Source organism: Serratia sp. LS-1 (genome assembly GCF_003719595.1).
Lineage (GTDB): Bacteria > Pseudomonadota > Gammaproteobacteria > Enterobacterales > Enterobacteriaceae > Serratia > Serratia ureilytica.
Window position 1 is genome coordinate 1,350,048 of record NZ_CP033504.1, and the last position, 12,982, is coordinate 1,363,029.

General features: G+C 59.3%; 14 protein-coding genes. 11 read left to right on the forward strand and 3 right to left on the reverse strand.

The annotated features are described in order from the left end of the window. Window positions 1–16: 16 nt before the first annotated feature. The 10 genes from fabD (at window position 17) to ptsG (ending at window position 9,597) form a co-directional block, all read left to right on the forward strand. Window positions 17–946: an ACP S-malonyltransferase gene (fabD, locus tag EDY99_RS06565; RefSeq protein WP_123061596.1), complete on the forward strand. Its 930-nt coding sequence runs from the start codon at window positions 17–19 to the stop codon at window positions 944–946. Window positions 947–957: 11 nt separating this feature from the next. Then, entirely contained in the window at window positions 958–1,692 is a 735-nt protein-coding gene (fabG, locus tag EDY99_RS06570; protein WP_004928729.1) for a 3-oxoacyl-ACP reductase FabG, read from the forward strand. Window positions 1,693–1,846: 154 nt separating this feature from the next. After that, the gene (acpP, locus tag EDY99_RS06575; RefSeq protein WP_004719003.1) at window positions 1,847–2,083 is read left to right on the forward strand and encodes an acyl carrier protein; all 237 of its coding nucleotides are present in this window, start codon (window positions 1,847–1,849) and stop codon (window positions 2,081–2,083) included. An 82-nt stretch (window positions 2,084–2,165) separates the two neighbouring features. Then, on the forward strand, window positions 2,166–3,407 hold the full coding sequence (gene fabF, locus EDY99_RS06580; protein ID WP_123061597.1) for a beta-ketoacyl-ACP synthase II: 1,242 nt from the start codon (window positions 2,166–2,168) through the stop codon (window positions 3,405–3,407). A 145-nt stretch (window positions 3,408–3,552) separates the two neighbouring features. Then, the gene (pabC, locus tag EDY99_RS06585) at window positions 3,553–4,350 is read left to right on the forward strand and encodes an aminodeoxychorismate lyase (protein ID WP_033642686.1); all 798 of its coding nucleotides are present in this window, start codon (window positions 3,553–3,555) and stop codon (window positions 4,348–4,350) included. Between the two features lie 13 nt (window positions 4,351–4,363). Next, window positions 4,364–5,389, forward strand: coding sequence for an endolytic transglycosylase MltG (gene mltG / locus EDY99_RS06590; RefSeq protein ID WP_033642687.1), 1,026 nt, complete (start codon window positions 4,364–4,366; stop codon window positions 5,387–5,389). Then, on the forward strand, window positions 5,379–6,017 hold the full coding sequence (gene tmk, locus EDY99_RS06595) for a dTMP kinase (RefSeq protein WP_069100839.1): 639 nt from the start codon (window positions 5,379–5,381) through the stop codon (window positions 6,015–6,017). Before mltG ends, tmk begins: the two co-directional genes overlap by 11 nt. Then, window positions 6,017–7,024, forward strand: coding sequence for a DNA polymerase III subunit delta' (gene holB, locus EDY99_RS06600; RefSeq protein WP_033650744.1), 1,008 nt, complete (start codon window positions 6,017–6,019; stop codon window positions 7,022–7,024). The genes tmk and holB overlap by 1 nt, the downstream gene beginning before the upstream one ends. A gap of 19 nt (window positions 7,025–7,043) precedes the next feature. Next, complete coding sequence (locus tag EDY99_RS06605) at window positions 7,044–7,820, forward strand: metal-dependent hydrolase (RefSeq protein WP_123061598.1); 777 nt, start codon at window positions 7,044–7,046, stop codon at window positions 7,818–7,820. 343 nt (window positions 7,821–8,163) lie between these two features. Continuing rightward, window positions 8,164–9,597 (forward strand): PTS glucose transporter subunit IIBC, encoded by a 1,434-nt coding sequence (gene ptsG, locus EDY99_RS06610; protein ID WP_016928184.1) that lies wholly within the window; start codon window positions 8,164–8,166, stop codon window positions 9,595–9,597. Between the two features lie 56 nt (window positions 9,598–9,653). Here the strand turns inward: ptsG and EDY99_RS06615 are convergent, their stop codons facing one another. After that, window positions 9,654–10,019, reverse strand: coding sequence for a DUF4180 domain-containing protein (locus EDY99_RS06615; protein WP_122004071.1), 366 nt, complete (start codon window positions 10,017–10,019; stop codon window positions 9,654–9,656). Window positions 10,020–10,033: 14 nt separating this feature from the next. Then, window positions 10,034–10,504, reverse strand: coding sequence for a manganese-binding transcriptional regulator MntR (gene mntR, locus EDY99_RS06620; protein ID WP_038875534.1), 471 nt, complete (start codon window positions 10,502–10,504; stop codon window positions 10,034–10,036). Window positions 10,505–10,734: 230 nt separating this feature from the next. Here mntR and EDY99_RS06625 point away from each other — a divergent pair, with 230 nt between their 5' ends. Continuing rightward, a complete protein-coding gene (locus tag EDY99_RS06625; RefSeq protein ID WP_019455828.1) occupies window positions 10,735–12,039 on the forward strand; it encodes an Nramp family divalent metal transporter in 1,305 nt (434 codons plus the stop codon). A 9-nt stretch (window positions 12,040–12,048) separates the two neighbouring features. On the opposite strand, the gene EDY99_RS06630 is transcribed toward EDY99_RS06625, so the two are convergent. Then, window positions 12,049–12,954, reverse strand: a complete 906-nt coding sequence (locus EDY99_RS06630; protein ID WP_089196925.1) for a LysR family transcriptional regulator — start codon at window positions 12,952–12,954, stop codon at window positions 12,049–12,051. Window positions 12,955–12,982 lie beyond the last annotated feature (28 nt).

Consider the following 12,982-nt stretch of genomic DNA (forward strand, 5'->3'; position numbering starts at 1 on the left):
TGAACAGGAATAAAAAATGACGCAATTTGCTTTTGTTTTCCCGGGCCAGGGGTCACAGGCCGTTGGCATGCTGGCCGAATTGGCCGCACAGTTCTCGATCGTCGAAGAGACTTTCGGCGAGGCCTCTTCCGCGCTGGGTTACGATCTGTGGCAGCTGGTGCAGCAAGGCCCGGCGGAAGAGCTGAACAAGACCTGGCAGACCCAACCGGCTCTGCTGGCGGCTTCCGTGGCGATTTTCCGCGTGTGGCAGCAGCAGGGCGGTAAAGCGCCCGCATTGATGGCTGGCCACAGCCTGGGCGAATACTCGGCGCTGGTCTGCGCCGGCGTGCTGGACTTCAAGGCGGCGATCCGCCTGGTCGAGCTGCGCGGCAAGCTGATGCAGGAAGCGGTGCCGGAAGGCACCGGCGCTATGTACGCCATCATCGGCCTGGACAACGACGCGATCGCCAAGGCGTGCGAAGAGTCCGCGCAGGGACAGGTGGTTTCTCCGGTCAACTTCAACTCGCCGGGCCAGGTGGTTATCGCCGGCAATAAAGAAGCGGTTGAACGTGCAGGCGCCGCCTGTAAAGCGGCGGGCGCCAAACGTGCACTGCCGCTGCCGGTGAGCGTGCCTTCGCACTGCGCGCTGATGAAACCGGCCGCCGACAAGTTGGCCGTGGCGCTGAAGGACATCACCTTTAACGCGCCGCAGGTGCCGGTGGTGAACAACGTCGACGTACGCACCGAAAACGATCCTGAAGCGATCCGCAGTGCGCTGGTGCGTCAGCTGTACAGCCCGGTGCGTTGGACCGAGAGCGTAGAATTTATCGCAGCACAGGGAGTGACGTCGCTGCTGGAAGTGGGGCCGGGCAAAGTGCTGACCGGTCTCACTAAACGTATTGTTGACACCCTGACGGCTGCGGCGGTGAACGACACCGCCAGCCTGTCGGCGGCGCTTGAACAATAAAGAGGAAAATGATGAGCTTCGAAGGTAAAATCGTTCTGGTCACCGGCGCGAGCCGCGGTATTGGCCGAGCTATTGCAGAAACGTTTGTGGCCCGCGGCGCCAAAGTGATCGGCACCGCGACCAGCGAGAGCGGCGCTGAAGCGATCAGCGGCTACCTGGGCGCAAACGGCAAAGGGTTTATGTTGAACGTTGTTGATGCGCAATCTATCGACAGCGTGCTGGCATCGATTCGCGCCGAATTTGGCGAAATCGACATTTTAGTGAATAATGCCGGCATTACGCGTGATAACCTGCTGATGCGTATGAAGGATGATGAGTGGGAGGATATCCTCGACACTAACCTGACTTCCGTATTCCGCCTGTCAAAAGCGGTAATGCGCGCTATGATGAAAAAGCGGTTTGGCCGTATCATCACCATCGGTTCCGTTGTCGGCACCATGGGGAACGCAGGGCAGGCGAACTACGCGGCGGCTAAAGCCGGTCTGATTGGTTTTAGCAAATCTTTGGCACGTGAAGTTGCTTCTCGTGGCATTACGGTCAACGTCGTGGCACCTGGCTTTATTGAGACGGACATGACACGGGCGTTGACAGATGATCAACGCGCAGGCATTTTGTCATCAGTTCCAGCCAACCGGCTGGGCGATGCTAAAGAAATCGCCAGCGCTGTTGCATTTTTGGCCTCTGATGAGGCCGGCTATATCACCGGTGAAACGTTACATGTCAATGGCGGCATGTACATGATTTAAAAAATGTGAAAACCATTTGCGTTATTTGAGGCAAAAACCGCAAAATAGCGTAAAATCGTGGTTTGACCAGCCGGGATTTAGTTGCATCTTTTTCAGCATTTTATACACTACGAAAACCATCGCGAAAGCGAGTTTTGATAGGAAATTTAAGAGTATGAGCACTATCGAAGAACGCGTTAAGAAAATCATTGTTGAGCAACTGGGTGTTAAACAGGAAGAAGTTTTGAACAACGCTTCTTTCGTTGAAGATCTGGGCGCTGATTCTCTTGACACCGTTGAGCTGGTAATGGCACTGGAAGAAGAATTCGACACCGAGATTCCAGACGAAGAAGCTGAGAAGATCACTACTGTTCAGGCAGCTATTGATTTCATCAACGCTAGCCAGCAGTAAGAGAACATATCTAGGCGGTCGTTCGACCGCCTAAGTTTTTTCTATCCCTAGTGTCATATTTTTCCCTCCCTGGAGGACAAACGTGTCTAAGCGTCGAGTAGTTGTGACCGGACTGGGCATGTTGTCTCCTGTCGGCAATACGGTAGAGTCCACGTGGAACGCTCTTCTTGCCGGTCAGAGTGGCATCAGCCTGATCGACCATTTCGATACCACTGCCTATGCGACCAAGTTTGCTGGCCTGGTAAAGAATTTTAATTCTGAGGATTTCATCTCTCGCAAAGATGCGCGCAAGATGGACGCCTTTATCCAGTACGGTATCGCTGCCGGCATGCAAGCCATGCAGGATGCAGGTCTGGACATCACCGAGGCTAACGCCAGCCGCATTGGAGCCGCGATCGGTTCCGGCATCGGCGGCCTGGGTTTGATTGAAGAAAACCACAGTTCACTGGTTAACGGTGGCCCACGGAAAATCAGTCCGTTCTTCGTGCCTTCCACCATTGTGAATATGATTGCAGGTCACCTGACAATCATGTACGGCATGCGTGGCCCAAGCATTTCCATCGCCACCGCCTGTACTTCAGGTGTACACAACATCGGCCATGCCGCGCGTATCATTGCTTACAATGATGCGGATGTGATGCTGGCCGGTGGGGCAGAGAAAGCCAGCACCCCATTGGGCGTCGGCGGCTTTGGCGCAGCGCGCGCCCTGTCCACCCGTAATGACAACCCGCAGGCGGCGAGCCGTCCGTGGGATAAAGACCGCGACGGCTTCGTGCTGGGCGACGGCGCCGGCATGATGGTGCTGGAAGAGTACGAACACGCGAAAAAACGCGGCGCGAAAATCTACGCCGAAGTGGTTGGCTTTGGGATGAGCAGCGATGCTTATCACATGACGTCACCACCGGAAAACGGCGCTGGCGCTGCGTTGGCGATGGGAAATGCCCTGCTTGACGCCGGTGTGACCCCGTCACAAATCGGTTACATCAACGCACACGGCACCTCTACGCCAGCGGGCGACCAGGCGGAAGCGCAGGCGGTGAAATCCGTGTTCGGCGCTGATGCCCAGCGTGTGCTGGTGAGTTCGACCAAATCGATGACCGGCCACCTGTTGGGTGCGGCGGGCGCGATCGAGTCCATCTTTACCGTGCTGGTGCTGCGCGATCAGGCGGTACCGCCGACCATCAACCTGGATAACCCGGATGAAGGTTGCGATCTGGACTTCGTGCCTCACGAAGCGCGCCAGGTCAGCGATATGGAGTACACCCTGTGTAACTCTTTCGGCTTCGGCGGCACCAATGGCTCGCTGATCTTCCGCCGAGTGTAACTCGCGCGGTTGTTCGCTGATGAAAAGCCCGGTTTTTTAACCGGGCTTTTTTACGCCTGGCGTCCGGCCGTCAGCAGGGCTGCGTATTGCCTCGCCGCCTGCTATTCTGCGAGCGTAATGAAATCACCCGGCAACAGGAGGAAGCATGTACTGGATTAACGGACAACGCCACGATGCGCTGGCGCCGAGCGATCGTGGCCTGCAGTTCGGCGACGGCTGCTTTACTACCGCCCGGGTTATCGACGGTAAAATCGAGCTGCTGCCCTGGCATCTGGAGCGGCTGCAGCAGGCGGCCCAACGGCTGATGCTGCCCGCCACCGATTGGCCGGCTTTCGAGCGCGAGATGGCGCAGGCGGCAGAATCAATTTCGCTCGGCGTGGTCAAAGCGATACTGACGCGCGGCAGCGGTGGACGAGGCTACAGCCCGACGGGGTGCGAAAACCCGACGCGCATCGTCGCCCGCAGCAGCTACCCTGCGCACTATTTGCAGTGGCGCGAGCAGGGCATCACGCTTGCGCTCAGCCCGGTGGCGCTGGCGCGCAATCCGCTGCTGGCGGGGTTGAAGCATTTGAACCGCCTGGAGCAGGTGCTGATCCGCGCGCATCTTGACCAGACGGCCGCCGACGAGGCGCTGGTGCTTGACACTGCCGGTATGCTGGTGGAATGCTGTGCGGCTAATTTGTTCTGGCGTAAGGGAAAAGCGGTGTTTACTCCTGACCTGAGCCAGGCGGGCGTCGCGGGCCTGATGCGGCGACGGGTGATCGCGCTGCTGGCGGGATCGGAATACCGTCTGCACTGCGTCAGCGAGCCGCTGGAGACGCTGGCCGATGCCGACGAAGTCCTGGTGAGCAACGCGCTGATGCCGCTGCTGCCGGTAAACGTTGCTCAATCATGGCGTTATCATTCGCGCCAGCTGTATGATTTTTTGCGTCCACACTGTTAACCATGGCTGATTGATGAAGAAAAGAAAGCTGAAAGTCCTGTCTGTTATTGTTGTTCTGGCATTGGCGCTGCTGTTTTGGGGCTACCAGAAGATCGAACGCTTTGCCGATACGCCGCTGGCTATCCAGCAAGAGACTATCTTCAAACTGCCTGCCGGCACTGGCCGGGTGGCGCTGGAAGGGTTACTGGTGCGCGATAAACTGGTGCGCAGCGGCCACTGGTTCCAGTGGCTGCTGAAACTGGAACCGGAGCTGGCGGAGTTCAAGGCCGGAACCTACCGGTTCACGCCGGGCATGACGGTGCGCCAGATGCTGAAACTGTTGGCCAGCGGCAAAGAGGCGCAGTTCACCGCGCGCTTTATCGAAGGCTCACGCCTGCGTGACTGGCAGCAGGTGCTCCAGCAGTCCAAATACCTGAAACACACCCTGGCGGGCAAAAGTGACGCGGAGATCGCCACCGCGCTCGGCATTGCTGCAGGAGAAACTCCGGAAGGGCGGCTGTATCCGGATACCTACCAGTATACCGCCGGCATGAGCGACATCGCGCTGCTCAAACGCGCCCACGTCCGCATGAACAAAGCGCTGCAGGCCGCCTGGGACGGCCGCGACACCAGTCTGCCGTACAAAACGCCGGAAGAGCTGCTGACCATGGCATCGATCGTCGAGAAAGAGACCGCCGTGCCGGAAGAGCGCAGCAAGGTGGCGTCGGTGTTCGTCAACCGTTTGCGTCTCGGCATGCGTCTGCAGACCGATCCGACGGTGATCTACGGCATGGGCGAGAGCTATAATGGCAACATCACGCGCAAGGATCTGGAGACGCCGACGCCTTACAACACCTATGTGATCGCCGGCCTGCCGCCAACGCCGATCGCCATGCCGGGTGAGGCCTCGCTGCAAGCGGCTGCCAATCCGGCCAAAACGCCTTATCTCTATTTTGTCGCCGACGGCAAGGGTGGGCATACCTTCACCACCAATCTGGCGAGCCATAACCAGGCGGTGCGCGTGTACCGTCAGGCGTTAAAGGAAAAGAATGAAAAGTAAATTCGTTGTAATCGAAGGGCTGGAAGGCGCGGGCAAAACCACCGCGCGCGACACGGTAGTCAATGTGCTGCGTGAACATGGCATCAACGACATCGTCTTCACCCGTGAACCCGGCGGCACGCCGTTGGCGGAGAAGCTGCGCGACCTGTTCAAGCGCGGCATAGACGGCGAATTGCCGACCATCAAGGCCGAAGTCTTGATGCTGTACGCTGCGCGCGTGCAGTTGGTGGAAACCGTGATCAAACCCGCCCTGGCGCGTGGCGCCTGGGTGGTGGGCGATCGCCACGATCTCTCTTCACAAGCCTATCAGGGCGGCGGCCGTGGCGTGGATCCGCAGCTGATGACCTCGCTGCGCGACACCGTGCTGGGGGATTTTCACCCGGATCTGACGGTCTATCTCGATCTGCCTCCGCTGGTCGGCCTGCAACGCGCGCAGGCGCGCGGTCAGCTGGATCGCATCGAGCAGGAGGCGCTGCCGTTCTTCGAACGCACCCGCGCTCGCTATCTCGAACTGGCGGCGCAGGACGAAACGATCGTCACTGTCGACGCCGCCCAGCCGCTGGAGCAGGTGACTGCGGCGATCCGCGGCTGCGTCAGCCACTGGCTGCGGCAGCAGGAAGGCGCATAATGAACTGGTACCCGTGGCTGAATGGCCCTTATCGCCAGCTGATTGGGCAGTACGCCGACGGCCGTGGCCATCATGCGCTGCTGCTGCATGCGGCGGCAGGCAATGGTGACGATGCGTTGGCCTACGGCCTGAGCCGTTGGTTGATCTGCCAACAGCGCAACGGCGAAAAAAGCTGCGGCGAGTGCCACAGCTGCCGGTTGATGCTGGCGGGCAATCACCCGGATTATCACGTGTTGGCGCCGGAAAAGGGCAAGAGCAGCCTGGGCATCGAACCGATCCGCCAGGTGATTGAAACGCTGTACGCCCACGCGCAACAGGGCGGCGCCAAGGTGATTTGGCTGCCGCAGGCGGAACAGCTGACCGAGGCGGCGGCCAACGCGCTGTTGAAAACGCTGGAGGAGCCGCCGGAGAAAACCTATTTTCTGTTGGGTTGCCGTGAGCCGTCGCGGCTGATGGCGACGCTGCGCAGCCGCTGCCTGTACTGGCATTTGGCCAGCCCGGATGAGCAGCTCAGCCTGCAGTGGTTGGGCCGGCAGGCGGCGGGCTCTCAGACAGACCGAGTCACGGCGCTGCGCCTGCACGACGGCGCGCCCCTGGCCGCCGAACAGCTGTTGCAACCGCAGCAGTGGCAACAGCGCGGCGCCCTGTGCGCCGCATTGAGCGCCGCGCTGCCGCAACGCGATATGCTGTCGCTGTTGCCGGTGCTAAACCATGAAGACGTCGCCGAACGCCTGCATTGGCTGTGCGCGTTATTGGTGGACGCAATGAAGTGGCAACAGGGCGCGCATCACTATGTATTGAATCAGGATCAGCAGCCGCTGGTGCATCAGCTGGCCAGCCTGCTGAGCAGCGCCTCGCTGCAACAGATTGTGCAGCAGTGGCTGAACTGCCGTCACCAGCTGCTCAGCGTGGTGGGCGTCAACCGCGAGCTGCTGCTGACCGAACAGTTACTTCGCTGGGAACAGATGCTTGGCGCCGCCGGCTATTCCCAACCTCATTCGCTGTAAAGTAAAAGAGTTAAAAATTATGTTGTTAGTCGATTCTCATTGCCACCTTGACGGCCTGGATTACCAAACGCTGCACCAGAATGTGGACGACGCGCTGGCCAAGGCCAAGGCGCGCGACGTCGGCTATGTGCTGGCGGTCGCCACCACGTTGCCGGGTTACCGTTCCATGACCGAACTGATCGGCGAGCGCAACGATGTGGCTTTCTCCTGCGGGGTGCATCCGCTTAATCTGGAAGAGGGCTATGATTACGCCGAGCTGCGTCGCCTGGCGGCGGCGGAGCGGGTAGTGGCGCTGGGAGAGACCGGGCTCGATTACTTCTACCAGAAAGACAACCTTGAGCTGCAGCAGGACTCTTTCCGCGAACATATCCGCATTGGCCGTGATCTGAACAAGCCGGTGATCGTCCACACCCGCGAGGCGCGCGCGGACACGCTGGCGATCTTGCGTGAAGAGAACTCGCAAGACTGCGGCGGCGTGCTGCACTGCTTCACCGAAGATCTGGCCACGGCCGAAGCCTTGCTGGATCTGGGCTTCTACATCTCCTTCTCCGGCATCGTCACCTTCCGCAATGCCGAACAGCTGCGCGAAGTGGCACGCTACGTGCCGCTGGATCGCATGCTGGTGGAAACCGACTCGCCTTATCTGGCGCCGGTGCCGCATCGCGGCAAAGAAAACCAACCCGCCTATGTGCGTGATGTGGCTGAATACATGGCGGTATTGAAGGGCGTCAGCCTGGAACAACTGGCCGAAGCGACCACCGCCAACTTTTCACGCTTATTTCACCTCGAACTGTGATCTTTGACCTAGGCTATAGCGGTAGGTCATTGTCTGCGTAATTTTTTTTAAGCTCGTAATTAATCACTGAAACGGGTAAGGTTCGCTCCCGTTTCAGGGTGATTGGTGCGCGTTTTTTGCTCTGTTTTGCCAAAAAAACGCCGGTTTATGCAAAGTTGCCGCGGCTCGATCATCGAAACGTGATTGTCATCAAACATTGCGCAGACTATTTATTTTACTCTGCGTAATAAATTCAAGGGGTGCTCAGACACCCTGAATTGCAGGGGTTTTTCTCCCCCCCTTGCAGCGCGACCAATCGCGACAAGAAGTAGCAAAGCATTATTACTCAGGAGCACACTCAACTATGTTCAAGAACGCATTTGCAAACCTGCAAAAAGTAGGTAAATCGCTAATGCTGCCGGTGTCCGTGTTGCCTATCGCAGGTATCCTGCTGGGCGTCGGTTCCGCCAACTTTAGCTGGCTACCTGCGGTAGTCTCCCACGTGATGGCGGAAGCGGGCGGTTCGGTCTTCGCCAACATGCCGCTGATTTTCGCCATCGGCGTCGCCTTGGGCTTTACCAACAACGACGGCGTTTCCGCGCTGGCGGCGGTGGTGGCTTACGGCATCATGGTGAAAACCATGGCGGTGGTTGCGCCGCTGGTGCTGCACTTGCCGGCTGAAGAAATTGCGGCCAAACACCTGGCGGATACCGGTGTGCTCGGGGGGATTATCTCCGGCGCCATCGCGGCCTATATGTTTAACCGCTTCTTCCGCATTCAACTGCCGGAATACCTGGGCTTCTTTGCCGGTAAGCGTTTCGTGCCGATCATTTCCGGTCTGGCGGCGATCGTTCTGGGCGTAGTGCTGTCCTTCATCTGGCCGCCGATCGGTACGGCTATCCAGACCTTCTCGCAGTGGGCGGCTTATCAGAACCCGGTCGTGGCCTTCGGCATCTACGGCGTGGTTGAGCGTGCACTGGTGCCGTTCGGTCTGCACCACATCTGGAACGTCCCGTTCCAAATGCAAATTGGTGAGTTCACCAACGCGGCGGGCCAGGTATTCCACGGTGATATCCCTCGCTATATGGCGGGCGACCCGACCGCGGGCAAACTGTCCGGCGGCTTCCTGTTCAAAATGTACGGTCTGCCTGCTGCGGCCATCGCCATCTGGCACTCGGCCAAGCCGGAAAACCGCGCGAAAGTCGGCGGCATCATGATCTCCGCCGCGCTGACCTCGTTCCTGACCGGTATCACCGAGCCGATCGAGTTCTCCTTCATGTTCGTTGCGCCGATCCTGTACGTGATCCACGCTATCCTGGCCGGCCTGGCGTTCCCAATCTGCATCCTGTTGGGCATGCGTGACGGCACCAGCTTCTCGCACGGCCTGATCGACTTTATCGTACTGAGCGGCAACAGCAGCAAAATCTGGCTGTTCCCAATCGTCGGTATCGTCTACGGTCTGGTGTACTACACCATCTTCCGCGTGCTGATCGCCAAGTTGGATCTGAAAACTCCGGGCCGTGAAGACACCGCTGCCGAGCAGACTGCGCAGGGCGGTTCCGAAATGTCCGCCGCGCTGGTTCAGGCCTTCGGTGGTAAAGAAAACATCACTAACCTGGATGCTTGCATCACCCGTCTGCGCGTCAGCGTGGCCGACGTGTCCAAAGTCGACCAGGCGGGCCTGAAGAAACTGGGCGCAGCCGGTGTAGTCGTCGCTGGCTCCGGCGTGCAGGCCATCTTCGGCACCAAGTCCGACAACCTGAAAACCGATATGGACGAATACATCCGTAATCACTGATTCAGGCAGGGGAGTTATCAAGGGAGGCGAAAGCCTCCCTTTTTTGTTGCCTGTCGTCAGGCGCCAAGGCGCTGTTCGAGTTCGGTGAGAGATGAGAGGAACCAGACCTGTTCGCCGCGATTGGCTTCGCGCACAAAATCTTGCAGCGCGTTGCTTTGCGTCAGCCAGGGGGTGATATCGCCCAGCAGCGTCACGCGCAGGCGGTAGTTGATGAATTTCTGCAATACGGCGCCGGCAATGCCGCTTCTTAGCTGGAAGAAGGCGGCGTCGAGGCGGTTGATGGGAAGGGCAATCATCCCGGCATCGTGTTTAAAGGCGGGCGCGATAAACAGGCTGACGTCGTTCTCGTCTTTCAACATTGGCCCGGCTTCGGCGAAAACCACCAGGCGCAGATCATGGATTTGCCGCACGGCGTAGCTCATCGGCGCTCCGGGAGTCAGGGTTTGGCGTGCTTTTGCAGGTAATGTTCGAACACCGCCAGCGTTTCGTCCGAGATATGGTGTTCAATCCCTTCGCTGTCCAGCTCGGCGGTTTCGCTCGGCACCCCGACGCACATCAGCAGATCGACCACGATGCGGTGACGGCGGCGCACCTTCTGCGCCAGCTGCTCGCCTTCCTCGGTTAGAAATACCCCGCGATAAGGGCGCGATTCCACCAGCCCGGCGCTTTTCAGCCGCGCGATATTTTTGATCGCCGTCGGATGAGACACGCCGAAGCGGCGCGCGATATCGGTGGTTCTGGCTTCGCGGGTGCTTTGCAGCAAATCGGCGATCAGCTCAACGTAATCTTCGATCAGCGCATTGGACTGCGCTTCGCGGGCGCGGCTAAAACGCAGGGCGTGCTCGGCCTCGTCCGGCATGTCGGTCTGGGCGTGGCGGTCGGCGTTATCTGGCGCGCGGGTAACCATAGCGTGGGGCGTCCTGTAAGCATAAAAATGGCGTCTCCCGGCAATGCGGGGAGGGTTGCCCTAAGTTAGTCCAAATAGCACACATTATCAATTCGATGCCACGCATTGTGGTAGTTAGAAACATCTTTACACACAGCCAATGAATTTCGCCTGTTGCATAAAGTGTAGCCGATGCTACATTGTCAGCATGATAGGTGGAAAAATAACCAGCAAAAGATTGAGGGTACTTCATGCGTGACGCGGCAACCACCCCATCGTTGACCGAACGGACCAACATCGCGATTGGCGCCGCCCTTGCCGGACGCAAGCGCGGCGCCTTTACGCCGTTGCTGTTCGCCGGCCCAGCGGTGATTGCCTCTATTGCCTATATGGATCCCGGCAACTTCGCCACCAACATCCAGGCCGGGGCGAAATACGGTTACAGCCTGCTGTGGGTGGTGGTGATGGCCAACCTGATCGCCATGCTGTTCCAGGCGCTGTCGGCCAAGCTGGGTATCGTCACCAACCGCAATCTGGCGGAGATGTGCCGCGATCAGTTTTCACGGCCGGTGGTGATCGGCATGTGGCTACTCAGCGAAGTGGCGGCGATGGCCACCGATCTGGCGGAGTTTCTCGGCGGGGCGATCGCGCTGGCGCTGCTGTTCCACATGCCGCTGCTGGCGGGCATGGGGGTGACGGCGGTGATCACCTATGCGCTGCTGATGGTGGAGAAAAAAGGTTTTCGTCCGGTTGAGCTGATGATCGGCGGCCTGGTGGGCATCATCGCGCTGTGCTACCTGGTGGAAATGTTCATCGTGCCGGTGGATTGGCAGGCGGCCGGCATCGGTATGGTGACGCCGCAGTTGCCGGATGCCCAAGCGCTGACCATCGCCGTCGGCATTATCGGCGCCACCGTGATGCCGCACGCCATTTTCTTGCATTCGGGGCTGACCCAGCACCGCAGCCCGGCCAGCGACAACGGCGAGCGGCGCAAGCTGCTGCGTTTTTCCAATATTGAAGTGGTGATCGCGCTGGCGCTGGCCGGGCTGGTGAATATTGCGATGGTGATCATGGCCTCGAGCGCCTTCCACGCCGGTAACAGCGACGTGGCCGAAATTGGCACCGCCTACCATACGCTGACGCCGCTGTTCGGCGCGGCGGCGGCCGGCATCTTCCTGGCTTCGCTGATCGCCTCCGGCATTTCCAGCTCGGTGGTGGGCACCATGGCCGGGCAAATGATCATGCAGGGCTTCGTCGGTTTCCGCATCCCGGTGTGGGTGCGCCGCCTGGTCACCATGGTGCCGGCGTTTATCGTGGTGGCGATGGGCGTCAACGCCACCGACGCGCTGGTCTACAGCCAGGTGGTGTTGAGTCTGGCGCTGCCGGCGCCGATGATTGCGCTGGTAATGTTCACCCGTCGCCGCGACATCATGGGCGAGTTCGCCAACGGTCGCTGGACCAGCCTGGCGGCGGTGGTCGGCACGGTGGTGATTGTGCTGCTCAACGTGGTGTTGCTGCTGCAGACTTTCGGCGTCGATATCCCCGGGTTGGGATGAGCTGCGCGATCAGTGCCCGGCGGATTTACCGGCGAACAGTTCGCTGATGAAGTCGACGAAAACCCGAATTTTATGGCTGCGATCCCGCAGGCGCGGATAGAGAATATTGATCGGCGCCCCAGGGGGCGCCCACTCCTGCAGTATCGGTTCCAGTTCGCCCGCCTTCAGATAGTTTTCCAGCGTGCAGTCCAGCAAGTAAACCAGGCCGAGATGGTTCCTGGCCACCTCACACAGCGATTGTGAATGGTTGAAGCTCAACAGCGGGCTGGGCGCCAGACGGTAGCGCTCGTCACCACGAATGAACTGCCAGTCGTCCGCCGCCGCCGCGCCTGAACGGATAAATCCCAGCCGCTGATGGCGTTGCAACTGCTCTGGGTGTTCCGGCCGGCCGTGGCGCGCAAAATAATCGGGAGACGCACAGCACAGATAACGGGGTTGCAGCAATGGGCGGCTGACCATCTCGGGGATGTTGCCGGCGCCGATGCGAATAAACACGTCGGCGCGATCTTCCGCCGGATTGACCAAGCGATCGCTGACCGACACGCTGAGCTGCAACTCTGGGTATTGCGCCAAAAAAGCCGGGAGCGCCGGGGCGATATGCATGCTGCTGAGCATCGAGGCTATCTCGACCCGCAGCGGTCCTCGTGGTTGTTCAAAATCGCACGACATGTCGTTTTTCAGCCGGTCAAACTGCTGCAGAATTTCTTGCGCGGTGCGATAGCAACGCTCCCCGGCGCTGGTCAGCGAGAAGCGCCGGGTTGAACGCTTGAACAGGCGTTGCCCGAACTGTTTTTCAAGCTGATTGATGCTGTATGTGACGCTGGCCGGGGAGAGCCCCATTTTGGTTGCCGCCTGGCTGAACCCCTCCATTTCCACCACCTGGCAGAATACGCGCAGCGCGTGCAGTTCATTCATGTTAACGGCTTCCATTATTTAAATTATT